The sequence below is a fragment of the Haloprofundus salinisoli genome, from assembly GCF_020097815.1.
Classification (GTDB): domain Archaea; phylum Halobacteriota; class Halobacteria; order Halobacteriales; family Haloferacaceae; genus Haloprofundus; species Haloprofundus salinisoli.
The window spans coordinates 53477-79859 of the sequence record NZ_CP083663.1; the positions used below are offsets into that span (position 1 = coordinate 53477).

Consider the following 26383-nt stretch of genomic DNA (forward strand, 5'->3'; position numbering starts at 1 on the left):
TCACCCTCGACGCTCGCGTCGCTCACGTTCTCGAAACGACCTCGTCGCTCGCCGTGGTAGCGGTCGAACTCCCCCGATTTATGATGTATTATATCTCTACAGTGAAGATTAAGGTCATTGGAGGGATACTCCATGCCATGGAGACGCGGAAAGTCCAGCGACTCGGTCCCTCGACGCTGGCGATGACGCTCCCGGCGGAGTGGGCGAAAGAACACGGTGTGAACAAAGGCGACGAAGTGTCGATTCGGATGGGCGGCAAGGGAACGCTCACCGTGTTGCCTGAGTCGGCGTCGACGGAGGATTCGGAGGCGATCATCCACGCCGACAACCTCGACGCGGACGGCCTCGAACGCGCCATCGTCGCCCAGTACGTGCTCGGGCGGCGCGTGATTCACGTCGAGAAAGCGGAGGGCGCACTCGACAGCGAACAGATCAACGCCGTCTACAAAGCCGAAACGCAGCTGATGGGCCTCGGCGTCATCGAGGAGACCCCCGAGCGAATCGCCATCCGGTGTTCGGTCGACCCCGAGGATTTCACGCTCGACAACCTGCTCGAACGCCTCGAAAACACCGGGAGCACGATGCGCGGCGAGGCGGTGAAGGCGCTGGCACACGGCAACCCGGACCTCGCACAGCGGGCGCTCAACCGCGAACGACAGGCGAACAAGATTTTCGTCCTCCTGCTTCGCCTCATCTTCACCGCCTATCAGAACCCGAACCTCTGTCGCGCCGTCGGCCTCGAATCCGGCTTCCCGCTCATCGGCTACCGTTCGGTGGCGAAGAACCTCGAACTCACCGCCGACAACGCCGAAGACATCGCCGAAATCGTCCTCAACACCGAAGGGCACACTATCGACGTGGACTCGGCGACGATGCGTCGCATCCGCGAGTTCACCGACCAGGTCGACGACATCACGGTCAAGGCGGTCCAGTCGGTCGTCGACCGCGACTACGACCTCACCATCGAGGTTCGAGAGCAGTTCCGCGAACTCACCGACCGAGAGCAGGACATCCTCTCGGAGATTCCGGAGGTGTCGAACGAGGAGCTCCTTCGAATCCGCGAGGTGCTCGTCAGCCTCCAGCAGACGGCGCAGTACGCGATGCGAAACGCCGAGATCGCGGCGAACCTCGCACTCGACGAGGAGTCCGACCACGTCACGATTTCCTGAGACGCGAGCGAACACGAGGCCGGTTGTGTTCTCGCCGGCTTCGTCGGCCTCACCGACCCCGATGTGACTGGCGACTCAGTCGGCCGTCGCGTCCACCTCGGTCAGCGCGTCGCCGCCGGCGCTTCCGGCGGTGTCTGAGTCGGACCGACCCGCTCTGCTGTCAGCGGGTTCCGTCGGGTGATCTGACAGTCGAAGGCGGGATGTTCGCCGAAGTGTCGAATCAGCATGTGACGGCGCGATCCGGTGATGCCGGTCCGACCGACGTCCTCGGCGGTGAACTCGCGGGGCAGGCGGTCGTACAGGCGTCGCAGCGCCTCGAAGCTCTCGAACACCTTCGCGTTTCCTGCCGACTCCGCACCGCGCCGGGAGACGACGTAACTGCCGTCCTCGCGGTACTCGCCCGCGGTGCGGAAGAACTCGCGTTTCTCCGTCAGCGCGGTCCCGATGTTGTCTTGCAGTTTCGCAGCGTCGGCTCTCGACAGTTCACACGTCCGGTCGCCGATGCGCAGCAGAATCGATTCGTCGTCGCTCGTCACCGAGACGGCGTTCTCATCGCGGGAGAAGAACTCGACCAGGAGAGTGGGTACTCCGTTGCATGTACCGGATACACGAACGGACGGGGTAAAAACGTTGTCGGCAGGAGCAGGTTTGGCGAGGCGACGGCGGACAGCGTATCCACGTCGTCGGCTCCGCCTGCCGGGAGCGTCTCGGTCGGTCGCGTCAGTGCGCCTGCCGACGCAGGTCGGTTCTCCGGCGACTGAGTTCCATCTCCGGTCGACCGGCTCTCGTGTTCCGTCGTCGAACTCCCGGCCGTGGGTTCGGTGTCTCCCCCCGCCGACTCCCCGCCGTTCGTTTGCCCGCTGTTCGTCTGCCCGACGTTCGTCTCGGTTCCGAACACGCTCGTTTCGATGGTCTGGGTGTACTGGACGTCCTGCAGGGGCAGGTCGAGTCTCACGCCGGCGGGCAGTCGGACGACGGCGCGGAAGTCGATAGTGAGCGTCGTCACCTCGCCGCGGCGGACGTGCGTCACCCACCACTCGTCGAGACGGTCGTTTTCGATGACCGCCGTCGCCTCGATTCGTTGGGTCTGCTTCGGCCCGACGACGTACTCGCGGTTCGTCGACCCCCGTCCGACGCGGACGCCGTTCATGTGGATGTCGTAGCCGAGTCGACTCACCGTCACCGGGACCGGTTTCGGATTGTAGACGACGAACGAGGTTCGAATCGGCGTCGCCGACTCGTTGGCGTCGCCCCACTGTGCGCTCGTCTCGTTAACGTAGAGAATCGGGTCCGAAACCAGCGGTTGGTTCGCGTCGATGGCTCGGGTCTCCGTCGAGTTGAACGCCGAGACGATGTCGGTCTGGATCTCGCGCTCGACGGTCGGTCCCTCGAAGGTGGCTTCGACGCCCCGGTAACCGGCGTCTGCGTCGACCCGGAGCGTCGTTCGCTCGCCGTTTTCGACGTGGGTCACCCACCACTCGGAGATGCGCTCGTTTCGCATCTCCGTCCGGAACGAGAGCGTCGAGTTGCCGCGGCCGATACGGAGGCCGTTCTTGCGGTTCGAGGCCATCGGCACGTCGTTCATCCGCACGCCGTAGTCGATGGTCGCGCCGTCGATGCTGACGCCGAGCGGGTTCGGATTCCGGACGGTGACGTTCGTCTCGATGGTCGTGGTGTCGTTGTCGACGGCGACGATCCGATTGCTGATCTCGGTGACGCCGGGGGCCCCGACGAAGCCGAGTACGGAGGCGGCGACGAGGGCGAGGGCCGCGGCAGCGAGCACGACGGCGACCCGGCCCGACCGACTCCGGAGCACGCTCGTCTTCGGCGTATCCGACGTATTCGACGCACTCGGCCCGTCTGCCGCCCTCGGGTCCATACAGAGCCAGAGTCTGCGGGCTACTTAGTCGATACGGGTCGAAAACGGGGAGCGGCCGGCGGCGACGACTGTCGAATAAACTAAGTGGACACCGCCGAACCGGGTGGTATGGCAACGCAGACGACTCGTACGGACATGGGTATCGGTATCGCGATGTTGTTCTCGATGCTCACGCTCGTCGGCGCGGCGGTGATGCTCGCCGGACCCAATCAGTTTACGCAGGCGTGGGGGTTCGCCGGTGCGATGGTCGCCGCGTCGCTGGCCGTCGCCGCCGTACACGTGTACTCTCACTAGCCGCGGGCCGCTCGTCCGACCAAGTAACCGTTAATATCATCAGACACGTAGGAGGAACGTCGATGACCGAATACACCGACGAGGAACAGCGGATTATCGCCTACCTCCGGGAGAGCGTCACTCGCGGTGAGCGGTACTTCCGGGCGAAGAACATCGCCGAGGCGATCGGTCTCTCGGCGAAGCAGGTCGGCTCGCGCCTGCCCCGCCTCGCAGAGAAATCCGAAGACGTCGAGATCGAAAAGTGGGGACGCGCGCGCTCGACGACGTGGCGAGTCACCCGCAGTTAATCCACGGATTTTTGCCCTCTCCGCCTGATATAACCCCATGACTGTCAGGGTTACGCGAACCTTCGAGTTCGACCACCCCCCGGAAAACGTGTGGACGTTCATCTCCGACCCCGAGAAACGCGCGGGTGCGATAAGCGTCGTGAAGAAGTACGACCTCCACCCGACCGACGACCGGAAGGCGACGTGGCACGTCGCGCTGCCCATCCCCCTCATCCGGTCGACGGTGCCCGTCGAAACCGAAGACGTCGCCCGCGACGCACCTCGATACGTGAAGTTCGTCGGTCGCTCGCGCGCACTCCGCGTCACCGGCGAGCACACCGTCGAGGAGACCGAGACCGGCTCTCGCCTCGTCAACGAGTTCATCGTCGACGGGAGTCTGCCCGGCGTCGAGAGCTTCTTCAAGCGAAATCTCGACCGCGAACTCGACAACTTGGAACAGGCGCTGCGCCGCGAGCTCGCCGAATCGAAGCGCTGACCGATGCGTCTCACTCTCGCCCAACTCGAACAGGACGCCGGAAGCGTCGATGCGGCGCTCGACGCCGCCGAAGCAGCCGTCGAAGAGGCGGCCGCCGACGGCGCGGACCTCGTCGCGCTCCCAGAGCTGTTCGCCGTCGGCTACTTCGCCTTCGAGTCGTACGCTCGCGTCGCCGAAGGACTGGACGGACCGACGTTCGGTCGCCTCCGCGATATGGCGACCGACCACGACGTGGGCCTGCTGGCCGGCAGTCACGTCGAAGACCTCGAAGCCAGCGCCGACGCCGGCTACGACGTGCCCGGCGATACCGGGCTGTCCAACACGACGACGTTTTTCGACCGCGACGGATCGCTGCGGACGACGTACCGCAAACACCACCTGTTCGGCTACGAGTCCGCCGAGGCGCGCCTGCTCACGCCGGGGCAACGCCTGAAACCGTTCGAGTTCGACGGTTTCACCGTCGGCACCTGCACCTGCTACGACCTCCGCTTCCCGGAACTGACGCGCGAACTCGTCGACGAGGGCGTCACCCTCCTCTTGGTGCCGAGCGCGTGGCCGTACCCCCGCGTCGAGCACTGGCAGACGCTGACGAGAGCACGGGCCATCGAGAACCTCTGGTACCTCGGCGCGATAAACGGCGTCGGCGCGTTCGAGTCGGCGACGTTGCTCGGCCGGTCGACGGTGTGCGACCCGTGGGGGACGCCGCTGGCCAGCGCGGGCGACCGCCCGGCGCACGTCACCGCCGACCTCGACCCCGACGAGGTGACGCGGGTCCGCGAGGAGTTCCCCGCGCTCGCCGACCGACGGTGACGCCGCCGCGGTCTGCGGTACCGTGAGAACCGCTGACGGCATCAGTTCTCCGTGTCGATGCCTTTATTGAGACGTGCTTCTTAGCCGAATTCGCCGACGATATCGACGCTTTTCTCGTCGACGACTCGGCACAAATCAACCGCCGCATCACGCTGCAGTGAGGGGTCCACTGTGGCCATCGCCGCACCGCTCCCCTGGCCCGGTGGGGGAGCGCTCCCGCCTCGCCTTCCGCCGTTCCTTCGACTACCGACTCACGAGTACCGAATCTCGACGCGCTCGCCCGTTTTTGCGGCCTCGTACGCCGCCGTCGTCACCTGCACGTCCCGCAGTCCCTCCTCGCCGTCCGGGCCGATTTCCCCGTCCGTGAGCACCGCGTGCGCGAAGTAGTCGAACTCCTCGCGTATCTCGCTCGTCTCGGGGCCGTCGACTACCGCCCGTACGTCGTCTCTGTAGACGCTCACTCGGCGGGGGTCCTCCGTTCCGAACGCGGAGTCCGACAGTTCGACGTGGCCCTCTGTTCCCCGAATCGAGAGGTGACCCTCCGTGTGTCCGGAGAACCCGGCGGTGAACGACGCCGTGACGCCGTCGGGGAACTCCAGTTGGAACGCGATCTGTTCGTCGACGTCGGCGAAGACGCCCTCGCCTCGCGTCGTCGCGGTGACCGCGACCGGGTCGGCGTCGACGAGGTAGCGAGCGGTGTTCAGCGGGTAGACGCCGACGTCCATCAGCGCGCCGCCGCCCGCAAGTTCGGCGTCGAGTCGCCACTGGTCGGGACCGCGACCGCCACCGAGCACGTCGAAGGCGAACCCGCCGTGGAGTTGGAGGGGTTCGCCGACGCCGCCCTCGCGGACGAACTCGCGTAGCCGACGGACCACGGGGTCAAACTGCATCCGGTAGGCGGTCATCAGCGGCACGTCCGCCTCCTCGCACGCCGTGACGGCGCGTTTCGCTCCGTCGACGGTCGCCGCCAGCGGCTTCTCGGAGAGCACCGCCTTCCCGTTCACCGCCGCCGTCTCGATGGCTTCGGGGTGGAGCGCGTTCGGGGTGACGACGTAGGCGGCGTCGTAGGCGTCGGTCGCCGCGCCGTCGTGGTACTCCTCGTAAGTGAGGACGTGCTCGATACCGTGTTCGCTCGCGGCGTCCTCGGCGTTCTCTGGCGACCCCGTGACGAGCACCGTCGCCTCGGCGTAGTCGGCGTCTGCGATGGCGGGAAGGGCGGCCTTGCGGCCGAATCCGCCGACGCCGACGACGGCGAACCGGACGGTTCCGTCCGCGCCGGTGTCCCAGTCGCGCCGCGTCAACTCGTCGAAGTAATCGTGGACGTGCATACGCCGCGTACGGCGGCCAAGACAAAAGTGATACTTCGATAATCGGTCGAACCCGGCTGTCGAGTCGGTGAAATCCGCTGCGGCGACGAGTCGGCGGGGGTCCAGAAATGGGCGGGGTCAGATGTCGGCACGAAGCAGGTTGTACGCCACGAGCAGCCACGCCGTCGCGTACGCGCCGACGAACAGCAGGCCGCCGAAGAGACCGTTGAGGCCGTAGAAGATGGCACCCTGTGAGATGGAGGGACCGGTGCCGGCGAAGGCGACGCCGGCGAGGCGGAGTTCGGGCGCTTTCGCCCACCCGCTCACCAGCAGCGCGATGCCGAGCGGTAGCGACGCCCCGATGAAGCCGACGTTACCGACGAGGAAGCCGTAGGCGGCGTACTGCGAGAGCGCCGTCATTCCCGCCACGTCGAACGCGAACTGTGCGCCGGCGCTGACGAGGCTGAGCACCATCCCGCCGCCGGTGCCGAGCACACCCAACCACCAGTAGATGCCCCCCGCATCCTCGTGGTACAGTACGAACCCAACGAGCGCGACGAACAGCAGGAGGATGCCCGCGACGAGCGCGAGTTGGTCGGCGAGAAAGACGGTGTTCTGTACGTCGAAGACGACATCGCCACCGGCGGTCACGTCAGTGAGCGCCTGTCGGAGCAGACCCGCGGTGACGAGAAGCGTGCCGAGCAACGCTGCGACGCCTGAGACGCGCCGCGACGTTCGGTTCGACCGGCGGTTCTCCCTGTCTGAGATGGTAGTATTGGCCACGGTGTATCAACCGAATCACTCGGTGGGGACTATCCGAGCGTTAGGCTGGAGGGACCATAAATCCGCGACCGATTCGCCGGTCGGACGCTCCCCTCCGCATTCAACGAGCGTCGAAAAGAGCGCGAGGAACCAGCAGAACTCCGCGTCGAGCGACCGACGAAAACCGCGGTCGCACCGGGTAGCGAACCGAGTCCGCGTTCTCACGGGCGCGCCGTCTCCGTCGCTACTCGTCTTTCGTCTTGATGTCCGCCGACAGCCCCTGCGCCATCTGGATGTCGTAGGAGTTGTTGAGCGTCCACGCGGTGCGCTCGGTGACGGCTTCGATGATCTCGCGGGCCGAGGGGTAGCCGTTGCCGGACTTCTTGACGCCGCCGAACGGGAGGTGGACCTCCGCGCCGATGCACGGGAGGTTCCCGTAGGCGAGGCCGACCTCCGCGTAGTCGCGGAAGTAGTTGATCTGGCGGTAGTCCTCGGAGATGATGGCCCCAGCGAGGCCGTACTCGGTGTCGTTTTGAATCTCGACGGCCTCCTCGATGTCGCCGTCGTACTTCAGGAGTGCGACGTGCGGGCCGAACACTTCCTCGTGCGTGCAGCGGAGGTCCTCGTAGGGGTCCGCCTCGTAGACGAACGGACCGATCCAGTTGCCCTCCTCGTGGCCGTCGGGAATCTCCGACTCGTCGAGTTCGGTGCGGTCGACGAGGACGTTGACGCCCTCTTCTTTCGCCAGCTCGTTGTACTTCGAGACCTTCTCTTTGTGTCCGGGCTCGATGAGCGGCCCCATGAACGTGTCCTCGCTCAGCGGGTCGCCGACGGCGACATCCTCGGCGATGTCGACGAAGCGCTCCTTGAACTCGTCGTAGACGTCGGCGTGGACGACGAGGCGTTCGGAGGAGACGCAGCGCTGGCCGGTCGTCTTGAACGACGACATGACGGCGGAGTGAACGGCCGTGTCCATGTCCGCCTTCTCGGTGATGACGATGTTGTTCTTGCCGCCCATCTCGGCGGCGACGAGTTTACCGGGTTCGCCGCCGACCTTCGAGGCGATCTTCTGGCCGACTTCGGCGCTGCCCGTGAAGAGGACGGTGTCGACGCGGGAGTCCTCGACGATGGCGTTACCGGCGTCGCCGAAGCCCTGCACCATGTTGAACACGCCCTCGGGGATGCCGGCGTCTTCGAACATCTCGGCGATGATCTGGCCGCACCACGGCGTCTGCTCGGCGGGCTTCCAGACGACCGTGTTCCCCTCGACGAGCGCGACGGCCATGTGCCAAAACGGGATGGCCACGGGGAAGTTCCACGGCGTGATACAGCCGATGACGCCGCGCGGCTTGCGGCGCATGTAGGCGTCCTTGCTCGGAATCTCGGAGGGGACCACGTCGCCCTTGGGGTGGCGGGCGTCGCCGGCGGCCCACTCGATCATGTGGTACGCCTCGATGACGTCGGCTTTCCCCTCTGAGATCTCCTTGCCGCACTCTTTCGTGACGATTTCGGCGAGTTCGTCGGTGCGCTCGCGGAGTTCGTGGTAGATGTCCCAGAGGTACTCCGCGCGGTCGATGTACGAGAGCGCGCGCCACTCCTCGAACGCCTCCTCGGCCTCGCCGAGCGCGCGGTCCACGTCCGCCTCGGTGCCGCGGCGGAACTCGCCGAGCGTCTCGCCCGTCGCCGGGTTCGTGCTCTCGAACGTCTCCGTTCCCTCGCCGTCGGTCCACTCTCCGGCGATGTACTGCTGGTAGATGTCGCCCGTCTGTTGGCTCATACTGTGACAAAATTTGCGAAGGGAGAACGTAAAAAGTCACCCGGTCACGGAAGGGGTCGCCGGGTCGTCTCCCCGCCGAGACGCCGACTGTCCGTTCGACGGACCGGTCGGTGACTGAACAGGCAGAGCCATCATACGTCTGGACGACGACTGCGTGCATATGGACGAACACTCCATCGAAGACGCACCGGAGTCGCTGGACGAACCCGCACTGCGACGGATTCGGGCGGTAGCGACGTTCTTGGACGAATCAGTGGAGATTCCGGGAATCGGCTACCGGATCGGGGCAGACCCAATTCTCGGCGTGCTTCCGGTCGCCGGTGACCTCGTCTCGGCGGGCCTCTCGGTGTACATCGTCGCGGAGGCGGCGAACCTCGGCGTGCCGCTGACGACGCTCGTCCGGATGCTCGCCAACGTCGCCGTCGACACCGTCGTCGGCTCGGTGCCCGTCATCGGCACGCTGTTCGACGCCGTGTTCAAAGCGAACGTGAAGAACGTGAAGTTGGTCGAAGACCACCTCGAATCGGTGGCGGCGTCGGCGGACGACGGGTTCGAACGGGGACCGGTGAAGATCGAAATCGACGAGGAGTGACCCGAACGCGCCGCCGACGGCGACTCCCGACTACGACGCGCGCTTCTCTATCTCGCCTTTGACCGCCGCGGCGTCGAAGTCGTGGTCGGGTCGGATGTTGACGAAGTCGAGAAACTCCAGCGCCGCGAGCACGTCTTCGGTCGAGTACGCCGAGAGCGCGGCGTCGACGGTCGTCGGCGCGCCGATGAGCGGCTCCAGCGCGGCCAGCCCGCAGGCGATGTCGTACGACCGGGCGTCGTCGCGGCCGTCCTCGCTGACGCTCGTCGCGTCGATGAAGTAGAGCTCGCCGTCGAGGATGAGCACGTTCTCGCCGCGCAGGTCGCCGTGGGCGAGGCCGTTGTCGTGCAGCGTCTTCAGCGCCGCGAAGAGGTCCGGTGCGAGTGCGGCCTCCCGCTCGCGGTCTAACTCGTCGAGCGACCGGAACTCGGGGAGATACTCGAGGACGACGACGCCGAACCCGTCGATTTCGAGCGCTTCGACGGGCTCGGGCGCGTTGATGCCGATCTCGCGCATCCGTTTCGTCGCCTCCAGTTCGTGCTCGGCCATCTGGTAGGGGGTTCCGAAGTGCTCGAAGAAGCCTTCCGTGCCGCTGGAGAACGCGCCGAGGTTCCGACCCGTCGTGAAGATGGTGTGGACCAGCGAGTTCTGTTTGCTGATGACCTTGACGAACCACTCGTCGTCCAACACGAACGGTGTCGACAGCCAGTTATCCGCGTCGAGGAAACGGACGTGAACCTCCTCTCGGCCGAGTCGCTCCGCGAGCGTGCGGACGACCCCTTCGAGACGGCCCCAGTCGATTCGGCCGCGGACCAGACGGCGGAGTTCCATCGATATGTGGGACGGGGGCGAGCGCAATAAGTAACGCCCCGAGGAGACGGCGACACGACAGCGGGGAGACAGTCTCGACAGCGAGTTCGAATTCATCACGGTCGTTCGCTGACTTTATCACTCGTCTCCTCGCACCCTGGGTATGGACTTCGAACTCTCTGCGGAACACCGGATGATTCGCGACAGCGTCCGGGAGTTCTGCGAGGAGGAGATCGCCCCCATCGCACAGGAGGTCGAGAACGAACACCGCTTCCCCGCGGAGGTGTTCGAGGAACTCGGCGAACTCGACATGATGGGCGTCCCCATCTCCGAGGAGTACGGCGGTCTCGGCGGCGACCAGTTGATGTACGCGCTCGTCACCGAGGAGCTCGGCCGCGTCTCCGGCGGCATCGGGCTCTCCTACGCGGCGCACGTCTCGCTCGGGTCGAAACCCATCGAGCTGTTCGGCACCGAAGAACAGAAAGAGCGCTGGCTGACCCCGCTGGCGTCGGGCGAGGCGATGGCCGCGTGGGCGCTCACCGAACCCGGCAGCGGCAGCGACGCCAGCGACATGGACACGATGGCCGAGAAAGACGGCGACGAGTACGTACTCAACGGTACGAAGCAGTTCATCACGAACGCCTCCGTCGCCGGCAGCGTGCTCGTGAAAGCCGTCACCGACCCCGGCGAGGGGTACGACGGCATCTCGACGTTCATCGTCGACCCCGAGGACGACGGCTTCGAGGTGACGACCGTCTGGGACAAGATGGGGTTGAACTGCTCGCCGACCTGCGAGATCTCGCTCGACGACGTCCGCATCCCGGAGGACCGCCTGCTCGGCGAGGAGGGCGAAGGCTGGAAGCAAACCATGAAGACGCTCGACGGCGGGCGCATCTCCATCGCCGCGCTCTCGACGGGTCTCGCGCAGGGCGCGTACGAGGCGGCCAAGCAGTACTCGGGCGAGCGCGAGCAGTTCGGTCAACCCATCTCGAAGTTCGACGCCATCCGCGACAAAGTCGTCGACATGTACCGGAAAACAGAGCGCGCGCGACTCCTCACGCACAAGGCCGCGGTCCGTTACGACGCCGGCGAGTCGGTGACGACGGAGTCGGCGCTGGCGAAACTCGACGCCAGCGAGGCGGCCCGCGAAGTCGCCGAAGACGCCGTCCAGGTGCTCGGCGGCTACGGCTACACCGAGGACTTCGCCCCGCAGCGCTTCTACCGCGATGCGAAGCTGATGGAGATCGGTGAGGGGACGAGCGAGATCCAGCATCTCGTGCTCGGTCGGCAACTGGGCCTCTGAGCGAGCTCCGTCGTCGTATCACTACCATTTATATTACCGTTCCGCATCCAATCGTTGAACTCGGAGTACGCGACTTCGGACGAATGATAGATGACCGTTCCCACTGTTCCCGCCGTTCTCGACGCGTTCGCCCTCTTCGGAGCGATACTCGCCGCCCTCGCCGCCGTCGCGCTGGCCCGTCGGAGCCGGTACTCGCGGTCGATTCGGTCCCGTCTCGTCGACGTCGTGCCCGATGCGCGAGCGCATCTGTTCGAGCGACTCAGTGACGGCACCGTCATCCTCGACCCGAGTCGTCGCGTCGCCGCGATGAACCCCGCCGCCTGCGACACGTTCGGATTCGACGACGCACCCGTCGGTTCGCCGGCGAACGATGCCTTGCCGCACGCGTCGGCCGTTCTCTCGCTGCTCGACGGCGACGAGGACCACGTCGAGATCGTCGTCGACGACGGACCCGACCGTCGCATCCTCGACGTAACGGCGACGGCCGACGGTCCGAGAGGAAGCGCGATTATCGTCTTCCGTGACATCACCGAACGCCACCACATCGAGCGACAGTTCCGCGCGCTCATCGAGAACTCCCACGACATCGTCGTCGTGCTCGACGCGGCGGTGAACTTCGAGTACGTCAGCCCCTCGATGGAGACGGTGATGGGGTACGACCCCGCCGAACACGTCGACGAACACCCGTTCGACTACATCCACCCCGACGACCGCGAGGAGGCGATGACGGTGCTGCAGCGCGCGATGGTCTCGGGAATCCCCGAACGCGCCGAGTACCGGTACCGTCACGCCGACGGGTCGTGGCGGATGTTCGAGGCTGTCGGCGTCAGTCTGCTCGACGACCCGGCGGTGGAGGGCATCATCATCAGCGCACGCGACGTGACCGAGCGTCACCAGTACGAACAGCGCCTCCGCGTGCTGAACCGCGTGCTCCGACACGACCTCCGCAACGACATGAACGTCGTCCTCGGATACGCGGACCTCCTACACGAGGACCCGAGCGCGCCGGAGGTACGCGAGTACGCACAGAAGATTCAGGACCGCGCCGCGTCGCTCGCCGACCTCGCGGACCGGACGCGGCTCGTCGACCGGACGCTCAACCGCGCCTCCGAGGAGTTCGGCGCGGTCGACGTGGCGAAACTGGTCGACGAGGAACTCGTCACCGCGCGCCGAACGTACCCCGAGGCGACGTTCACCACGAGCGTCTCCGGCGAGCACTGGGCTCGCGGCGACGACCGGATTCGCGTCGCCGTCGGGAACCTCCTCGAGAACGCGGTCGAACACAACGACCGGGCGTCACCGACCGTCGACGTCACCGTCGAGACCGCCGCCGACGACGTCGGGCCGTTCGTCGAGGTGTCCGTCGCCGACGACGGGCCGGGCGTTCCCCGGGAGGAACGCAGCGTTCTCGAGTCGGGCGTCGAGACGCCGCTCGAACACGGCAGCGGCATCGGTCTCTGGCTCGTGAACTGGATTCTCGCCGAGGCCGACGGCGAGCTCCGGTTCGCCGACAACGCTCCCAGGGGGAGCGTCGTCACGCTTCGTCTCCGCGGAGCGACGCCGGAGACTGACGGGAGTGACGAACGCGATGCGAGCGCCGAAAGCGACAACACTACCGAAGGCGTCCACGACGCCGACGCGGTGTCCGAGCCGGAAATCTAATCGGTGGCGGCTCCGTTCTCGACCTCGTCCCCGAGCAACCCGTAGTGCAGCAGGTCGCGGTACTCGCCGCCGACGTACGCTTCTTCGCGGTGGGTCCCTTCCAGCGTGAATCCCGCTTTCTCCAACACGCGCTGCGAGCCGACGTTGTGCTCGTACGCCTCGGCGACGACTTTGTGCATCCGGCGCTCCTCGAACGCGTAGCGCGAGACGGTTCGGACGGCGTCGGTGCAGTAGCCGTTGCCCCACGCCTCCGGCGAAATCATGTAGCCGAGTTCGGCTTTCCCCCACGTCTCGTTCGGATGGACGCCGATGAGTCCGACGGGGTCTCCCTCGTCGCAGACGAGAAAGTGGTCGTCGCCGTCGTTGCCGATGGATTCGACCCACTCTCGCTCCTGCACGCGATTTTTCGGTCGGTACGAGCCCAGCGTCGACCACACCTGCGGGTCGTCGACGAGTCGCTGGAGGAAGTCGACGTCCTCCTTCTCGACGGTTCGGAGTTCGACGCGCTCGCCGCGGAGAAACACCGGTCCGGGCATGGCTGACGCTCTCGGCGCATGCTACTGAATCGTTCGGTGGCGTGCGAACCGTTCCCGTTGTCAGGGACGGACGAGAATCATCGGATCGTCGTCTTCGTTGCCGTCGTCGCCGAGCGCATCCGTCTCTGCACCGTCGCCGACGTCGGCGCGCAGTTGCTCGGCGTGGACCGCCCGCAGCGCCGCCAACTCCTCCTCGGAGAGCGACAGCGCCGACGCGAACTCCGGCCAGACGTGCGAGGGAACCGAGAGCAGATATCGGTCGTCTCTTCGTTCGACGACTGGATTGTCGGCGAACGCTTTGCGCCACTCGTAGACGATGTCGTCGACGCCTGGAAGGTCGCGGACCGACTGCTGGTGGCGGGCGAGCAGCTCGGAGAGCTCCTCGGCGGTCGTTCCGCGGTCGGCGGCGACGCCGGCGACGACGTCGGCGTCGAACCCGGAGAGAGGGTCGCGCGTCATCGTTCGAACGGGAGGGCTGAGAGGAGCGAAAAGCTTCGGATTCGGGGAACCACCTAACTCGTTCGCGCACAGAGGGTCTGCTATGGACGCTCGGACCGGGTACGTCACCCAGATGAACATGGACCTCGACGCGGCTATCGAGGCGGCCGCCGAGTACGAGTTCGACTACGTGGAGGTGATGATGGACGGCGACACCGAGCGCCGTCGGCTCGACGAACGGGACGACGACGTTCGACGGGCGCTCGACGACCGAGAACTGGACCTGATGGTTCACCTCCCGTTCGGCGGTATCGACCTCGGGTCGCCGTTCGAGCACGTCAGAGCCGGGTCGGTCGCCGAGCAGAAAGCCGCTATCGACGCCGCCGCCTCCCTCGGCGCGGAGAAGGGCGTCCTCCACCCGACGACCGACGCGTGGTCGCCGGCGTGGGACACCTCGTCGCTGCGGAACAACGCCCTGGAGTCGGTTCGTGAACTCGTCGCGTACGCGAACGAACGCGAGTTCGAGATTTGCGCCGAGAACATCCCCCGGAGTATCTTCCGGACGCACGAGTTCTCCCAGTTGCTCGCCGAGACCGAGGCGTCGATGACGCTCGACACCGGCCACGCGCGGATGGACGGCCGCGACTCCGGCGGTATCGCCTCGGTCGTCGAAGAGCACGGCAACCGCATCAGCCACGTCCACCTCAACGACACCCGGCAGGCAGCAGACGAACATCTCCCGTTGGGGGCGGGTGACCTCGACTTCGAGCGCATCCTCGGCGCGTTCCCCGACGACTGGACGGGGACGCTCTCGCTCGAAGTGTTCACGTTCGGCTTCGACTACATCGAGACGAGCAAGAGACACCTCGACGTTCTCCTCGACGAGCGCTGAGTCCCCTCGACGGTCTTCTCGACGGGCGCCGAACCGCCCGGCGAGAGCGCAGGCGACATCCGACGAGAGCGCGTGCGACGCCCGATGAGTCCCGACTGAACCGCCCGGATTGATGGTAGCCGCTCGCATACCGTCACGTATGACACGGATCCTCGTCGCCGGCGAGACGCTCATCGACTTCATCCCCGACGCGTCGGGACGTCTCGCGTCGGTCGAGTCGTTCTCCCGCCGCGCGGGGGGTGCCCCGGCGAACGTCGCCGTCGCGCTGTCGCATCTCGACGCTTCCGTCTCCTTTTGGACCCGTCTCGGCACCGACCCGTTCGGCGACTACCTCGCCGAGTTTCTGGCCGACCACGGTCTCTCGGGCGAGTACGTCGAGCGCGACCCGAGCGGGAAGACGACGCTCGCGTTCGTCAGCCTCGGCGAGGACGCCGACCGGGAGTTCAGTTTCTACCGCGACGCCGCCGCCGACGCCCGACTCGAACCCGGGACTATCGGCGACGACGCCCTCGCCGAGTTCGGGTGGCTCCACGCCGACGTGCTGTCACTCGACACCGACCCCTCGCGGACGGCCGTCCTCGACCTGCTCGAACGGGCCGCCGAGACGGACGTCACCGTCTCGTTCGACCCGAACGCCCGACCCGAGCGCTGGAGCGAGTTCTCCTACCGCGAGTCGGTTCGGGAGGGGTTCGCGCTCGCCGACGTGGTGAAGGCGACGCCCGAGGACCTCCGGGAGGCCGGACTCACCGGCGACGCGGCTGAGTTGGCTCGCGAAATCTGCACGTTCGGGCCGCATACGGCGGTCATCACGCTCGGCGACGCCGGCGCGTACGCCTACGCGACGCCGGACGCGCCGTGGGCGGGCGGCGAGGAGGTCGAAGCGACGCACGGGGGCTACCGCGTCGACCCGGTCGATACGACCGGGGCGGGCGACGCGTTCACCGCGGGCGTCGTCGCTGCGCTGTCGGCGGGCGAGTCGCTCGCCGACGCGCTCGCGTTCGCCAACGCCGTCGCCGCGGTGACGACGACCGAACCCGGCGCGATGACGGCGCTCCCGAGCCGGGAATCGGTCACCGAGTTCAGAGAGGAGCACACCGCGCTCTGAGCCGCCGACTCGACGCTCAGAGCCGAGGCGCGGGTCGTCGCCGCGAGGCGAGAACGACCGCGACGGCGGCGTCCCTCGTCGCCCGCCCGTAGAGCTAGCGGCCGGAAGTCACGTGCGAAGACAGTCAGCCGGTCGAATACGCGCTTTTCGTCGGAGCGCGCATCGACACCTCGATTCCGCTCGAATCGGCTTTCCAGCCCTCGAATCGTGATTCGTCGTCGCCGACGCGACGAAAGCGGACCGCATAAGTACCGAACACCGGCTTGTTTGCCTCAATGGTAGGGGCACCATGACGGACGAACGGACGGAATCGGATTTCGTGGAGTACGGCATCGAAGACAGGCCGCCGCTGGGGGAGTCGCTCTTTCTGGGGCTACAGCACTACCTCACGATGGTGGGCGCGAACATCGCCGTCCCGCTGATTCTGGCGGCCGCGCTCGGCATCCCCGACGCGTTGATTCCGCGTTTCGTCGGGACGTTCTTCGTCGTCTCCGGCGTTGCGACGCTGGCGCAGACGACGTTCGGCAATCGGTATCCCATCGTGCAGGGCGCACCCTTCTCGATGCTCGCGCCCGCGCTGGCGGTCATCGCCGTCGCAAAGACGGGGAATCCGCCGGGCGCGGACTGGCAGGTCGCGCTCCTGCAGTTGCAGGGGGCTATCATCGCCGCCTCGCTGGCCGAAATCGTCGTCGGCTATCTCGGGTTGTTCGGCCGTCTTCGAAGATTCGTCTCGCCGGTGGTCATCGCGCCGACCATCGCGCTCATCGGCCTCTCGCTCTTCAGCACGCCCCAGATCACGACCGCCACGAACGACTGGTGGCTGTTGGGACTGACGCTCGGGCTCATCGTTCTCTTCTCGCAGTATCTCGACACCTCCGCTCGAATCTTCAAGCTCTTCCCCGTTCTCCTCGGCGTCGTCACCGCCTACGCTCTCGCGGCGGCGTTGAGCATCGTCGGCGTCTATCAGGCCGGGATGCCCGGCTACGTGCCGCTCGGCGAGGTGCTCGCCGCGCCCGCGTTTATGCCGATTCACCCGTTCCAGTGGGGGATGGCCGGCGGCGCGAACACCGTCGCGTTCACCGTCCCCGTCGTCGGGTGGTCGCTCGTCTTCGGCGTCCCGCAGTTGACACTCTCGTTCGTCGTCGGGATGCTCGCGGGCGTCGCGGCGTCGATGGTCGAGAGCTTCGGTGACTACCACGCCGTCGCCCGACTCTCGGGTCTCGGCGCGCCCAGCGAGAAACGCATCAACCACGGCATCGGCATGGAGGGACTCATGAACGTCTTCGCCGGGATGATGGGCGCTGGCGGCTCCACCTCCTACTCCGAGAACATCGGCGCTATCGGCATCACGGGCGTCGCCTCCCGTTACGTCGTTCAGGTCGGCGCGGCGATGATGCTCGTCGTCGGCTTCGTCGGCTACTTCGGACAACTCATCGCGACGATTCCAGACCCCATCGTCGGCGGGCTGTTCCTCGCGATGTTCGGCCAGATCGTCGCCGTCGGCCTCTCGAACCTCGAATACGTCGACCTCGACTCTTCGCGTAACGTGTTCATCGTCGGCTTCGCGCTGTTCGCCGGCCTCGCGATTCCGACGTACATGGGCAACGTCGCCGCCGCGAACCCGGACCTCAGCGGCGCGGAAGCGTTCCGTCAGGGGCTGCAGAGCGTCGCGCTCGTCGGCCCCGTTCTCGGGACGAAACTCGTCGGTGACGTGCTTTACGTCGTCGGTAGCACCGGGATGGCCGTCGGCGGTCTTATCGCGTTCGTCCTCGACAACACTATCGAGGGAACGCGCGCCGAACGCGGCCTGGAGACGTGGGAGGAAGCCGCCGAGTCCGACGAGGAGTTCGCCTCCGCCTACGACCGGTTCGTCCGCGGCGACGAGACGAAAGCCGACTGAACGCCGCCCGAGACGCGTCGTCTCGAACGCCCCGCCTGCCGCCTCCCCTACTTCTTTTTGCGCCGAACCCCTCGAACCGAGCATGACGCTCGACCTGCCGCCGATGGGACTCGGCACCTCCGGAAACGACGACCCCGAGGAGTGCGCGAGCACCGTCGCCACGGCGCTCGATATCGGCTACCGCCACGTCGATACCGCACAGATGTACGACAACGAGGAACCCGTCGGAGCGGGTATCCGACAGAGCGACGTGGACCGCGACGACGTGGTTCTGGCGACGAAGATTCACCCGAAGAACCTCGCGCCCGAGGACGTGCGTGCGACGGCCCGCGAGAGCCTCGACCGACTCGGCGTCGACTCGGTCGACTTGCTCTACGTCCACTGGCCGACGCAGGCCTACGACGCGGAGGAGACGCTGTCGGCCTTCGACGAACTGCGCGAGGAGGGGTTGACCGACCACGTCGGACTGAGCAACTTCACGCCGGAACTGCTGGACGAAGCGCGCGAGGTTCTGGACTCGCCCATCGCGGCTCACCAAGTCGAGTGCCACCCGCTGCTCCCTCAAGAGGAACTTCGCGCCCACGCCCGCGAGCACGGCTACTCGCTCGTCGCGTACACCCCGCTCGGGCGGGGGAAGATTTTCGACGAGCCCGAACTCGTCGAAGTAGCCGAGAAACACGACGCGAGCGTCGCGCAGGTGTGTCTCGCGTGGTCGATGGCCCAAGACGTCATCGTCCCGATTCCGAAGTCGACGGGCGAGCACGTCGCCGAGAACTTCGCCGCCTTGGACCTCGAACTCGACGACGAGGACGTAGCGAAGATAGACGACATCGACCGCGAGAAGCGCCTCATCGACCCCGACCACGGACCGTGGAACTGACCTGAGTCGTCTATCGAAGCTCCCAGAACGCCTTCATCTCGTTAGAGAGGTTTAGGAAGTTGAACGCCCAGTAGAGCGGACTCGTCCCCTGCTCGAGTTGGTACGCAAGTTCTCCTCGGCGAGATTCTCCGGGTGCAATTTCCGACCCTTCGGAATATCCCTGGCTTAGCTGTGACGACCCACCGATATCGGCCATAAAGGCGAGCCCCGAACCATCTTTGACGCGCATCTGGAGGACGGTGGAGACGCTGAGGGGTTCTTCGGTATTGTTCGTGATCTCGATATCCGGGATGACGTACTCGTTTCCGTCCTCCGCCTGCGTGAACGAGCCGAGTTCGGTCTCGGTGCGTACTCCGTGAAGGGTCACCGAAACGTCCTCGTGGTCGACAGCGTCACCGGGAGAGTGGACATCTACCTGAAGCGATTGCTCGAGATCCTGAATCGAGTCGGCCTTCGACTCCAAGTCTACTGTCACCCGCTCGAACTCGAAGAAGTCGAACGTGCTGAAATCGAACTGCATGGTTAACCCCCTAGCGTCCTTCGGAACCTCGAACACAACGTCTCCTCGCGCGACCTCTCCTGCTGCTAGAATTCCGCTTTCTATGGGGTGGCCGGTGCTCCCAAAGGAAGCGTCGTAGACGTGGTTCGAGTTGTCTTTGAGGCGAGCCTGGAGGAAGCTGTTGAAATCAACGAACTCCGAGCCGGTGTTCTTCACTGCCATTCGAACGATTGCAAACGTGTTGCCGCTCTCGGCTTCGGTAAATTCGCTGATTTTCTCGGTCTTCGTCACCTCACGGGCGACCATCGAGAGGTTCTCTCCCTCAACCATCTCGCCGAGCTTGACGTTAGCCTCCTGTTGTTGGTTGCTCTCTTCCGACGCAGATTCGGAACCTGATTCACTAGCGTCGTCAGTTTCTGCGGACGCCGTCGACTGAGCGTCCGATCCTTCTTCGCCTCCCCCAATCGACTCCTCCGCAGCGGTGTCGTCTGTATCACTACACCCTGCGAGCGCAGCAAGAACACCCACACCGGCCACGAGTGTTTTCCTACGTGTCGTTGAAATATGGTTTCCTTCCATACAGGTCACACAAACAGGGTCTATTCTAAAGTTATGACACCAATACTATAATTAGGCTGATCTGACGACTCCGCGAGAAAACATAATCTAACTGTGTGTTCGGTAAAGCAACCTTTTAACGTCCGTTCATCAGTCCCGCTCGCCCGAGCGTGACCAAAACGAGATAACCGACGATTCCAACGGCGAAGATCAGCACCGGAATGACGAACGGGCCGAACGTCGAAACCAGCGTCTCTATCGGCCCGAGTTGGAGGATGAGTTCCGAAACCGGTTGCCAGACGACCGCCGAGACGACGGAGACCACGGTACGTAACCGGACGGATACGACCAAGTTAACTGTCCGGTCGGTCGTCAACCGCGCGCCGCTCGTTCGCTTCGATGCTGCCGCCGTCCGTGACGCTCTCGGGGGCGACGTGTCGAGTAGACGGCGACCGTTCGGCGTACTCGACGGTCACGTCGCGCTTCGGGAACGGTATCTCGATACCCGTGGCGTCGAGCGCCTTGTACACCGCGCGGTTGAGGTTGTGCGTCGCCCGCGCTTCCTGCGTCGGACTGCGAACCCAACAGAGCAGCTCGTACTCCAGCGCGGAGTCGCCGAACCGGCGAAAGCGCATCCGCGGTTTCGGCGAGTCCAACACGAGCGACTCCTCGTGGGCGATGTCGATGATGAGCGCCTCGAACTCGTCGATGTCGGTGCCGTAGCCGACACCGATTGGGACGCGGACGCGCTTTCGGTGCTGCGGGGCGGACTGGTTGACGATTTTCGCGGCGTTCAAAACCGAGTTCGGAACCGTGACGAGCACCTCGTCGCGGGTCATGAGCGTCGTCGAGCGAACGCCGACGCTCACCACCGTTCCCTTCTCGCCGCTGTCGAGGACGACGAAGTCGCCGATTTTGTACGTGTCGTCGAAGTAGAGCGCGATACCCCCGAAAAAGTTCGCCACCGTGTCTTTGGCCGCGAAGCCGACGGCGATGCCGGCGATGCCCGCCGCGCCGAGCAGCGGTTCGACGCTTATCTCCCACAGCGAGAGAATCGCCGCGACGGTGCCGACGAGGACGACGAGCGTCCAGACGTTCGAGAAGACGGGCGCGAAGTCGAAGCGCGACCCCTGCTGGTTCATCCCCTCGACGACGCGGTTGACCACTCGGTTCAACGCGAACGCCCAGACGAGCAGGATGACCGAAAGCGACGGCTTGCCGAAGAACGTCGAGAGGTCCTCGGGGGTGAAGAGAACCGCCTCGGTCACCGCCGGAAGCTGCGTGAGGAGGTAGACCCCCGCCAGCGCCGTGGTGATGACGAGCGGCAGTCGGAGTTCTTCGATGAGGACGTTGTCGAACGTCGTCTCGGTTCCGGCGACGAACCGACGGGCGAACCGGAGGACCACGAACTCCAAGACGAGCGCGGCGAGAAGCGACGTAGTGACGACGAGCGCCGTCACTTGCCACGCAGGCAAACCATCGAGCGATGCGGCGAGTGACCCGAGCATGCGCCGACATTGCAACCCCCCGTGATAACGGTTGCTGTCGGCGAAAAAACGGGAAACGGACAGGTTTTACAGCCGGAGACGAAACGCCGCGACATGTTCCGTACGGGCCACTACGGCGTCTCGCTGCTCGTCTTCGCGCCCATCGGCTACACGCTCGTCAGCGCGGGAGCCGTTACCCCCGCATTCGTCCTCGGCGCGACGATGCTCTGGCTGTCGATGCTCCCGGACGTGGACCACAGACTCCCGGGCATTCCCCACCGCGGGCCAACCCACACGCTGTTGTTCGCGGGACTCGTCGGCGGCCTATTTTGGGGCGTCGCCACCGTTGCGACCGACACGCTGGGGGCGTTCTCCGTCTCGCTCGGCGAGGCGAGCATCGGCCTCGCGGCGTTCGCGTTCGCCGTCGGCTTTCTGACCGTCGTCGGCCACCTCGTCGGCGACGCGCTCACGCCGATGGGCGTCAACTTCCTCTGGCCGCTGTCGGGCGAGGGATACGCGCTATCGCTGACGAGGGCCGACAACGCGATCTGGAACTACGGGCTGTTCGTCCTCGGCGTCTTCGTCACGGCGGCGTGGGTCAGCGCCGCGCTCGGAGTCGTCTGAGTTCCGTTCGAGGACGGACGCACGATTAAGTACGGGCTCGCCGAATCCGCGGGTATGACCGACGATTCGACCCCGACGCTGGACGACGACGCGATGCGACGGTTCCCGGTTCCCGAGTCCGACGAACTGCCCGAGGATCTCCAAGAGCGCATCTCGGAGGAGACAGAACGCGCCGGGTTCACGCCGAACGTCTTCTCTGCGTTCGCGTACAAACCCTCACACTTTCGGGCGTTCTTCGAGTACCACGACGCGCTCGTCGACGACACGGCGCTGGAGCGCGAGGAGATCGAGATGATAATCGTCGCCGTCTCCGGCGTCAACCACTGCTACTACTGCAACGTCGCCCACGGCGCGCTCGTCCGCATCTACGCGGAGGACCCTCTGCTCGCGGACCAACTCGTCGCCAACTACCGCACTGCGGACGTGAGCGAGAAGCGGATGGCGATGCTCGACGCGGCGGTGAAACTCACCGAACGCCCCGCGGCGGTCGGCGAGGACGACTTCGAGAAACTCCGCGAGGCGGGCTACTCGGAGGAAGCCATCTGGGACATCGGTGCGGTCACGTCGATGTTCAACCTCTCGAACCGGATGGCGATGTTCGCGGACATGCGTCCGAACGACGAGTTCCACTCGCTGGGACGGCAGCCGCGAGAGGAGTAGGGGGTGTCGTTCGCGGTGGTCTCGGTTGTTACGCCTGCGCGTCGTAGCCGGCGTCGTTGACTGCCACGACGAGGTCCAGCGGGTCGGCGTCGCCCTCGACGCTCGCCGTGTTCGACTCGTGGTCCGCATTCGCGCTCTCGACGCCTTCGACGCCTTCGAGCGCCTCTACGACCGATTTCTCGCAGCCGTCACAGCTCATCCCTTCGACGGTCAGTGTCGTCGTCATGTCTCACCGTACTCGCCGTCGACTCTTTCACTTTTCCCTTTCGAAGATGGACGGTATCGTCAATTTCACTTTCGAATCTAAAGTGACATCGGAACCCACTTGTTTATCCGCACCGAACACGCGCCCATGCGTACCCTCGACGACACCGACCGACAGATTCTGCGCCTCCTGTTGGACGACGCGCGGCGGCCGTATAGCGATATCGCCGACCACGTCGGCCTCTCGGCACCCGCCGTCTCCGACCGCGTTGACCGACTGCGCGAAATCGGCGTCATCCGGCGGTTCACCCTCGACGTGGACCGGTCGCTCTTGCGGGAGGGAACGCCGATGCTCGTCGAACTCGACGTTCGGCCCGCCGCCGCCGAATCGGTCGCCGAAGCGCTGACGGCGCTCGACAGGGTCGACCACGTCTTCCGGACCGCCGACGCCCGCGTCGTCTTCCGCGCGCCGATACGCGACGGCGACGTAACCGCGCTTCTCGATACTGTCGTGGACCTCGACGACATCCGCGACATCGACGCGAACCTCGTCGTCTACGACGAGTGGACGCCCGGACTCGGCGACGCCGACCTCGCGCTCTCCTGCGTCGAATGCGGCAACACCGTCACGAGCGAGGGTGAGTCCGCCCGCTTCGACGACGAACTGTACCACTTCTGTTGCGACTCCTGCCTGTCGAACTTCGAGGAACGGTACGAGCGGTTGCAAAGCGGCGTCTGATTTTCGCTTTCTAAACTGAGAACTACGCCGGATTCAGTTTCGAATAGAAGGCACAACCTGCATGAGTACGGAGTTCGTAGAGTTAGACAGTGAGCCATATGCAACGCGTCAGAATCGAAGTCAGGGGGATGAGCTGTGCGAACTGTTCGTCCACCGTCACGTCGGCCGTCGAGGAACTCGACGGCGTCGGGGAGGTGAACGTCAACTACGCCACCGACGAGGGGACCGTCGAGTACGACCCCGACCGCGTGAGCCTCGCGGCGGTGTACGACGCCATCGAGCGCTCGGGCTACGACCCGGTCGCCGAGGAGGCCAACGTCGGCATCACGGATATGACCTGCTCGAACTGCGTGCAGACGGTCGAGCGCGCCGTCGGCGACCTCTCAGGAGTTATCGCCGTCGACGCCAACTACGCCACCGACGAGGCGACGGTCCGCTACAATCCGGAGGCGGTGTCGCGCTCGGAGATCTACGACGCCATCGAGAACGCGGGCTACTCGCCGGTGCGCGACGACACGGGCGACAGCGAGTCGAGCGAGAGCGAAGGCGACCGCCGCGAGAACGCCCGAAAAGCCGAACTGCGCCACCAGCGCAACCTGACGCTGTTCGGCGCGGCGCTGGCGATTCCGCTCTCCGTGTTGATGATGGGTCACCTGGTCGGTCTCCCCGTCCCCGACTCGATTCTCGGCGTCGGGATGGGCTGGATCGCGCTCGTCCTGGCGACGCCCGTCCAGTACTTCCTCGGCAAGGAGTTCTACGTCAACTCCTACAAGGCGCTCGTGAAGAACCGGACGGCGAACATGGACGTGCTCATCGCGCTCGGATCGACGACCGCCTACCTCTACAGCGTCGTCGTGCTCGTCGGCCTCCTGGACGTGGGCCAACTCTACTTCGAGAGCGCCGCGCTCATCCTCGTGTTCATCACGCTCGGCAACTACCTCGAAGCCCGCTCGAAGGGCCAAGCCGGCGAGGCCATCCGCCAACTGCTCGAACTCGAAGCCGACGACGCCACCGTCGTCGACGAGGTGGCGACTGAGAGCGACTCCGAGTTCGAAAACGAGCGCGAGGTCCCCCTCGAAGACGTCGAGGAGGGCGACGTGATGAAGGTCCGCCCGGGCGAGAAAATCCCCACCGACGGCGTCGTCGTCGAGGGGACGAGCGCCGTCGACGAGTCGAACGTCACCGGCGAGTCCGTCCCCGTCGAGAAGTCGCCCGGCGACGAAGTGGTCGGCTCGACCATCAACGAGAACGGCCTGCTGTACGTCCGGGCGACGAAAGTCGGCTCCGAGACGGCGCTGCAGCAGATCGTCCAGATGGTGCGCGACGCCCAGAGCCGCCAGCCCGAGATTCAGAACCTCGCCGACCGCATCAGCGCGTACTTCGTCCCGGTAGTCATCGCCAACGCCGTCTTCTGGAGCGTCGTCTGGTATCTGTTCCCCGAGGCGCTCTCCGGGTTCGTCGCGTCGCTGCCGCTGTGGGGACTCGTCGGCGGCGGCCCCGCCGCGCTCTCGACGTTCGAGTTCGCCGTCGTCGTCTTCGCGTCGGCGGTGCTCATCGCCTGTCCCTGCGCGCTCGGCCTCGCGACGCCCGCGGCGACGATGGTCGGGACGACCATCGGCGCGAAGCACGGCATCCTGTTCAAAGGCGGCGACGTGCTCGAACGCGTCCGCGACGTCGACACCGTCGTCTTCGACAAGACGGGGACGCTCACGAAGGGCGAGATGCATCTGACCGACGCCGTCGTCGTCTCGCCGGCGGCCGATGGATCCGGCGACGCGAGTGAGTCGAGAGACGGCGTTCGCGCCGACGGCGCGGGCGCGAGCGCAGCCGTCGGGTCCGAGGTCGACGAACGGCTCCTCCTCGAAGTCGCCGCCGCCGCCGAGGCGGGCAGCGAACACCCTATCGCCGAGGCCGTCGTCGACGGCGCGAGGGAACGAGGTATCGACGTCTCCGACCCCGTCGCGTTCCAGAACGTCCCCGGCCGCGGCGTCCGCACCCGCATCGACCGCGGGACGGCGCTCGTCGGCACGCCCGCGCTGCTGCGCGAGTACGATGTCGACCCCGAACCCGCCGCGGAGGTCCGCGCCGACCTCGAATCCGAGGGGAAGACGGCGATGCTCGTCGCCCTCGACGGCGAACTGCTCGGCGCGCTCGCCGTCGCCGACGAGGTGAAACAGTCGGCCGAGGAAGCCGTCACGACGCTCAGAGAGCGCGGTGTCTCGGCGTTCATGCTCACCGGCGACAACGAACGGACCGCCCGCGCGGTCGCCGAGCGCGTCGGTATCGCCCCCGAGAACGTCCGCGCGGAGGTGCTACCGGACGAGAAAGCCGACGAGGTCGAGTCGATTCAGGCCGACGGCCGCCGCGTGATGATGGTCGGCGACGGCGTCAACGACGCGCCGGCGCTCGCGGCCGCCTTCGTCGGCACGGCGCTCGGCAGCGGCACCGACGTGGCCATCGAAGCCGCCGACGTGACGCTGATGCGCGACGACCCGGTGGACGTCGTTCGCGCCATGCGCGTCTCGGAGGGGACGCTCTCGAAGATCAAGCAGAACCTCTTCTGGGCGCTCGGTTACAACACGGCGATGATTCCGCTGGCGTCGCTCGGCCTGCTGCAACCCGTTCTCGCGGCGGCGGCGATGGCCGTCTCCAGCGTCTCCGTGCTGACGAACAGCCTCCTGTTCCGGCGCTACGACCCCGACGGCGAGTACCGCCTCCTCGGGTTCCTGCGGTAATC

The 26383-nt window shown here is 65.8% G+C and carries 28 protein-coding genes; 16 read left to right on the forward strand and 12 right to left on the reverse strand.

Annotated elements, in window-relative coordinates; translation table 11 throughout:
• Positions 1–137 precede the first annotated feature (137 nt).
• Positions 138–1169, forward strand: coding sequence for a PhoU domain-containing protein (locus LAQ73_RS00300; RefSeq protein ID WP_224269268.1), 1032 nt, complete (start codon positions 138–140; stop codon positions 1167–1169).
• Positions 1170–1270: 101 nt separating this feature from the next.
• Here LAQ73_RS00300 and LAQ73_RS00305 read toward each other — a convergent pair whose 3' ends face one another.
• Together LAQ73_RS00305 and LAQ73_RS00310 are read right to left on the reverse strand one after the other, a co-directional pair.
• Positions 1271–1651 carry a DUF7528 family protein gene (locus tag LAQ73_RS00305; protein ID WP_224270781.1) on the reverse strand — a complete coding sequence of 127 codons (381 nt, stop codon included), beginning with the start codon at positions 1649–1651 and terminating at the stop codon, positions 1271–1273.
• A gap of 50 nt (positions 1652–1701) precedes the next feature.
• Entirely contained in the window at positions 1702–3048 is a 1347-nt protein-coding gene (locus LAQ73_RS00310) for an LEA/WHy family protein (RefSeq protein WP_224269269.1), read from the reverse strand.
• Positions 3049–3156: 108 nt separating this feature from the next.
• On the opposite strand from LAQ73_RS00310, the gene LAQ73_RS00315 reads away from it, so the two are divergent.
• From LAQ73_RS00315 to LAQ73_RS00330, 4 genes are all read left to right on the forward strand, one after another.
• A complete protein-coding gene (locus tag LAQ73_RS00315) occupies positions 3157–3342 on the forward strand; it encodes a DUF7525 family protein (RefSeq protein ID WP_224269270.1) in 186 nt (61 codons plus the stop codon).
• A gap of 62 nt (positions 3343–3404) precedes the next feature.
• On the forward strand, positions 3405–3629 hold the full coding sequence (locus tag LAQ73_RS00320; protein WP_058581661.1) for a DUF7123 family protein: 225 nt from the start codon (positions 3405–3407) through the stop codon (positions 3627–3629).
• A gap of 37 nt (positions 3630–3666) precedes the next feature.
• Positions 3667–4104 (forward strand): SRPBCC family protein, encoded by a 438-nt coding sequence (locus tag LAQ73_RS00325; protein ID WP_224269271.1) that lies wholly within the window; start codon positions 3667–3669, stop codon positions 4102–4104.
• A 3-nt stretch (positions 4105–4107) separates the two neighbouring features.
• The gene (locus LAQ73_RS00330; RefSeq protein WP_224269272.1) at positions 4108–4914 is read left to right on the forward strand and encodes a nitrilase-related carbon-nitrogen hydrolase; all 807 of its coding nucleotides are present in this window, start codon (positions 4108–4110) and stop codon (positions 4912–4914) included.
• A 251-nt stretch (positions 4915–5165) separates the two neighbouring features.
• Here the strand turns inward: LAQ73_RS00330 and gfo6 are convergent, their stop codons facing one another.
• The 3 genes from gfo6 to LAQ73_RS00345 all read right to left on the reverse strand — a co-directional run bounded on the left by gfo6 (position 5166) and on the right by LAQ73_RS00345 (position 8760).
• Positions 5166–6242, reverse strand: coding sequence for a D-xylose 1-dehydrogenase Gfo6 (gfo6, locus tag LAQ73_RS00335; protein WP_224269273.1), 1077 nt, complete (start codon positions 6240–6242; stop codon positions 5166–5168).
• Between the two features lie 117 nt (positions 6243–6359).
• The gene (locus LAQ73_RS00340) at positions 6360–7004 is read right to left on the reverse strand and encodes a hypothetical protein (RefSeq protein WP_224269274.1); all 645 of its coding nucleotides are present in this window, start codon (positions 7002–7004) and stop codon (positions 6360–6362) included.
• 223 nt (positions 7005–7227) lie between these two features.
• Positions 7228–8760 carry an aldehyde dehydrogenase family protein gene (locus LAQ73_RS00345; RefSeq protein WP_224269275.1) on the reverse strand — a complete coding sequence of 511 codons (1533 nt, stop codon included), beginning with the start codon at positions 8758–8760 and terminating at the stop codon, positions 7228–7230.
• 160 nt (positions 8761–8920) lie between these two features.
• Here LAQ73_RS00345 and LAQ73_RS00350 point away from each other — a divergent pair, with 160 nt between their 5' ends.
• Positions 8921–9352 carry a DUF4112 domain-containing protein gene (locus LAQ73_RS00350; RefSeq protein WP_224269276.1) on the forward strand — a complete coding sequence of 144 codons (432 nt, stop codon included), beginning with the start codon at positions 8921–8923 and terminating at the stop codon, positions 9350–9352.
• A 30-nt stretch (positions 9353–9382) separates the two neighbouring features.
• Here the strand turns inward: LAQ73_RS00350 and LAQ73_RS00355 are convergent, their stop codons facing one another.
• Positions 9383–10180 (reverse strand): RIO1 family regulatory kinase/ATPase domain-containing protein, encoded by a 798-nt coding sequence (locus LAQ73_RS00355; RefSeq protein ID WP_224269277.1) that lies wholly within the window; start codon positions 10178–10180, stop codon positions 9383–9385.
• Positions 10181–10322: 142 nt separating this feature from the next.
• Between LAQ73_RS00355 and LAQ73_RS00360 the strand changes: the two genes are divergently transcribed.
• Both LAQ73_RS00360 and LAQ73_RS00365 read left to right on the forward strand, forming a co-directional pair.
• Complete coding sequence (locus tag LAQ73_RS00360; RefSeq protein ID WP_224269278.1) at positions 10323–11462, forward strand: acyl-CoA dehydrogenase family protein; 1140 nt, start codon at positions 10323–10325, stop codon at positions 11460–11462.
• A 90-nt stretch (positions 11463–11552) separates the two neighbouring features.
• Positions 11553–13124: a PAS domain S-box protein gene (locus LAQ73_RS00365; protein ID WP_224269279.1), complete on the forward strand. Its 1572-nt coding sequence runs from the start codon at positions 11553–11555 to the stop codon at positions 13122–13124.
• Here the strand turns inward: LAQ73_RS00365 and LAQ73_RS00370 are convergent.
• Together LAQ73_RS00370 and LAQ73_RS00375 are read right to left on the reverse strand one after the other, a co-directional pair.
• Positions 13121–13660 carry a GNAT family N-acetyltransferase gene (locus LAQ73_RS00370; RefSeq protein ID WP_224269280.1) on the reverse strand — a complete coding sequence of 180 codons (540 nt, stop codon included), beginning with the start codon at positions 13658–13660 and terminating at the stop codon, positions 13121–13123. The genes LAQ73_RS00365 and LAQ73_RS00370 overlap by 4 nt on opposite strands.
• Before the next feature lie 60 nt (positions 13661–13720).
• A complete protein-coding gene (locus LAQ73_RS00375; RefSeq protein ID WP_224269281.1) occupies positions 13721–14119 on the reverse strand; it encodes a DUF8048 family protein in 399 nt (132 codons plus the stop codon).
• A gap of 82 nt (positions 14120–14201) precedes the next feature.
• On the opposite strand from LAQ73_RS00375, the gene LAQ73_RS00380 reads away from it, so the two are divergent.
• From LAQ73_RS00380 to LAQ73_RS00395, 4 genes are all read left to right on the forward strand, one after another.
• Positions 14202–14990 carry a sugar phosphate isomerase/epimerase family protein gene (locus LAQ73_RS00380; RefSeq protein ID WP_224269282.1) on the forward strand — a complete coding sequence of 263 codons (789 nt, stop codon included), beginning with the start codon at positions 14202–14204 and terminating at the stop codon, positions 14988–14990.
• Positions 14991–15129: 139 nt separating this feature from the next.
• Positions 15130–16095: a carbohydrate kinase family protein gene (locus LAQ73_RS00385; protein WP_224269283.1), complete on the forward strand. Its 966-nt coding sequence runs from the start codon at positions 15130–15132 to the stop codon at positions 16093–16095.
• Positions 16096–16384: 289 nt separating this feature from the next.
• Entirely contained in the window at positions 16385–17995 is a 1611-nt protein-coding gene (locus tag LAQ73_RS00390; protein WP_224269284.1) for a uracil-xanthine permease family protein, read from the forward strand.
• 94 nt (positions 17996–18089) lie between these two features.
• On the forward strand, positions 18090–18875 hold the full coding sequence (locus LAQ73_RS00395; protein ID WP_224270782.1) for an aldo/keto reductase: 786 nt from the start codon (positions 18090–18092) through the stop codon (positions 18873–18875).
• A 10-nt stretch (positions 18876–18885) separates the two neighbouring features.
• On the opposite strand, the gene LAQ73_RS00400 is transcribed toward LAQ73_RS00395, so the two are convergent.
• The 3 genes from LAQ73_RS00400 to LAQ73_RS00410 form a co-directional block, all read right to left on the reverse strand.
• Entirely contained in the window at positions 18886–19953 is a 1068-nt protein-coding gene (locus LAQ73_RS00400; protein WP_224269285.1) for a DUF4352 domain-containing protein, read from the reverse strand.
• A 115-nt stretch (positions 19954–20068) separates the two neighbouring features.
• Entirely contained in the window at positions 20069–20257 is a 189-nt protein-coding gene (locus LAQ73_RS00405; RefSeq protein WP_224270793.1) for a hypothetical protein, read from the reverse strand.
• 28 nt (positions 20258–20285) lie between these two features.
• A complete protein-coding gene (locus LAQ73_RS00410) occupies positions 20286–21440 on the reverse strand; it encodes a mechanosensitive ion channel family protein (protein ID WP_224269286.1) in 1155 nt (384 codons plus the stop codon).
• A 93-nt stretch (positions 21441–21533) separates the two neighbouring features.
• On the opposite strand from LAQ73_RS00410, the gene LAQ73_RS00415 reads away from it, so the two are divergent.
• Together LAQ73_RS00415 and LAQ73_RS00420 are read left to right on the forward strand one after the other, a co-directional pair.
• Positions 21534–22043, forward strand: coding sequence for a metal-dependent hydrolase (locus tag LAQ73_RS00415; protein ID WP_224269287.1), 510 nt, complete (start codon positions 21534–21536; stop codon positions 22041–22043).
• Between the two features lie 78 nt (positions 22044–22121).
• Entirely contained in the window at positions 22122–22703 is a 582-nt protein-coding gene (locus LAQ73_RS00420) for a peroxidase-related enzyme (RefSeq protein WP_224270783.1), read from the forward strand.
• 28 nt (positions 22704–22731) lie between these two features.
• On the opposite strand, the gene LAQ73_RS00425 is transcribed toward LAQ73_RS00420, so the two are convergent.
• A complete protein-coding gene (locus tag LAQ73_RS00425) occupies positions 22732–22929 on the reverse strand; it encodes a heavy-metal-associated domain-containing protein (RefSeq protein WP_224269288.1) in 198 nt (65 codons plus the stop codon).
• Between the two features lie 126 nt (positions 22930–23055).
• Here LAQ73_RS00425 and LAQ73_RS00430 point away from each other — a divergent pair, with 126 nt between their 5' ends.
• Both LAQ73_RS00430 and LAQ73_RS00435 read left to right on the forward strand, forming a co-directional pair.
• Positions 23056–23646: an AsnC family transcriptional regulator gene (locus LAQ73_RS00430; RefSeq protein ID WP_224269289.1), complete on the forward strand. Its 591-nt coding sequence runs from the start codon at positions 23056–23058 to the stop codon at positions 23644–23646.
• A gap of 98 nt (positions 23647–23744) precedes the next feature.
• Complete coding sequence (locus LAQ73_RS00435) at positions 23745–26381, forward strand: heavy metal translocating P-type ATPase (RefSeq protein ID WP_224269290.1); 2637 nt, start codon at positions 23745–23747, stop codon at positions 26379–26381.
• Positions 26382–26383: the final 2 nt, after the last annotated feature.

Coding starts and splice junctions, on each gene's coding strand:
- LAQ73_RS00300 (WP_224269268.1), top strand. CDS start 138: ATGGAGACGCGGAAAGTCCAGCGACTCGGTCCCTCGACGCTGGCGATG.
- LAQ73_RS00310 (WP_224269269.1), bottom strand. CDS start 3,048: ATGGACCCGAGGGCGGCAGACGGGCCGAGTGCGTCGAATACGTCGGAT.
- LAQ73_RS00315 (WP_224269270.1), top strand. CDS start 3,157: ATGGCAACGCAGACGACTCGTACGGACATGGGTATCGGTATCGCGATG.
- LAQ73_RS00320 (WP_058581661.1), top strand. CDS start 3,405: ATGACCGAATACACCGACGAGGAACAGCGGATTATCGCCTACCTCCGG.
- LAQ73_RS00325 (WP_224269271.1), top strand. CDS start 3,667: ATGACTGTCAGGGTTACGCGAACCTTCGAGTTCGACCACCCCCCGGAA.
- LAQ73_RS00330 (WP_224269272.1), top strand. CDS start 4,108: ATGCGTCTCACTCTCGCCCAACTCGAACAGGACGCCGGAAGCGTCGAT.
- gfo6 (WP_224269273.1), bottom strand. CDS start 6,242: ATGCACGTCCACGATTACTTCGACGAGTTGACGCGGCGCGACTGGGAC.
- LAQ73_RS00345 (WP_224269275.1), bottom strand. CDS start 8,760: ATGAGCCAACAGACGGGCGACATCTACCAGCAGTACATCGCCGGAGAG.
- LAQ73_RS00350 (WP_224269276.1), top strand. CDS start 8,921: ATGGACGAACACTCCATCGAAGACGCACCGGAGTCGCTGGACGAACCC.
- LAQ73_RS00355 (WP_224269277.1), bottom strand. CDS start 10,180: ATGGAACTCCGCCGTCTGGTCCGCGGCCGAATCGACTGGGGCCGTCTC.
- LAQ73_RS00360 (WP_224269278.1), top strand. CDS start 10,323: ATGGACTTCGAACTCTCTGCGGAACACCGGATGATTCGCGACAGCGTC.
- LAQ73_RS00365 (WP_224269279.1), top strand. CDS start 11,553: ATGACCGTTCCCACTGTTCCCGCCGTTCTCGACGCGTTCGCCCTCTTC.
- LAQ73_RS00370 (WP_224269280.1), bottom strand. CDS start 13,660: ATGCCCGGACCGGTGTTTCTCCGCGGCGAGCGCGTCGAACTCCGAACC.
- LAQ73_RS00375 (WP_224269281.1), bottom strand. CDS start 14,119: ATGACGCGCGACCCTCTCTCCGGGTTCGACGCCGACGTCGTCGCCGGC.
- LAQ73_RS00380 (WP_224269282.1), top strand. CDS start 14,202: ATGGACGCTCGGACCGGGTACGTCACCCAGATGAACATGGACCTCGAC.
- LAQ73_RS00385 (WP_224269283.1), top strand. CDS start 15,130: ATGACACGGATCCTCGTCGCCGGCGAGACGCTCATCGACTTCATCCCC.
- LAQ73_RS00390 (WP_224269284.1), top strand. CDS start 16,385: ATGACGGACGAACGGACGGAATCGGATTTCGTGGAGTACGGCATCGAA.
- LAQ73_RS00400 (WP_224269285.1), bottom strand. CDS start 19,953: ATGGAAGGAAACCATATTTCAACGACACGTAGGAAAACACTCGTGGCC.
- LAQ73_RS00410 (WP_224269286.1), bottom strand. CDS start 21,440: ATGCTCGGGTCACTCGCCGCATCGCTCGATGGTTTGCCTGCGTGGCAA.
- LAQ73_RS00415 (WP_224269287.1), top strand. CDS start 21,534: ATGTTCCGTACGGGCCACTACGGCGTCTCGCTGCTCGTCTTCGCGCCC.
- LAQ73_RS00425 (WP_224269288.1), bottom strand. CDS start 22,929: ATGACGACGACACTGACCGTCGAAGGGATGAGCTGTGACGGCTGCGAG.
- LAQ73_RS00430 (WP_224269289.1), top strand. CDS start 23,056: ATGCGTACCCTCGACGACACCGACCGACAGATTCTGCGCCTCCTGTTG.
- LAQ73_RS00435 (WP_224269290.1), top strand. CDS start 23,745: ATGCAACGCGTCAGAATCGAAGTCAGGGGGATGAGCTGTGCGAACTGT.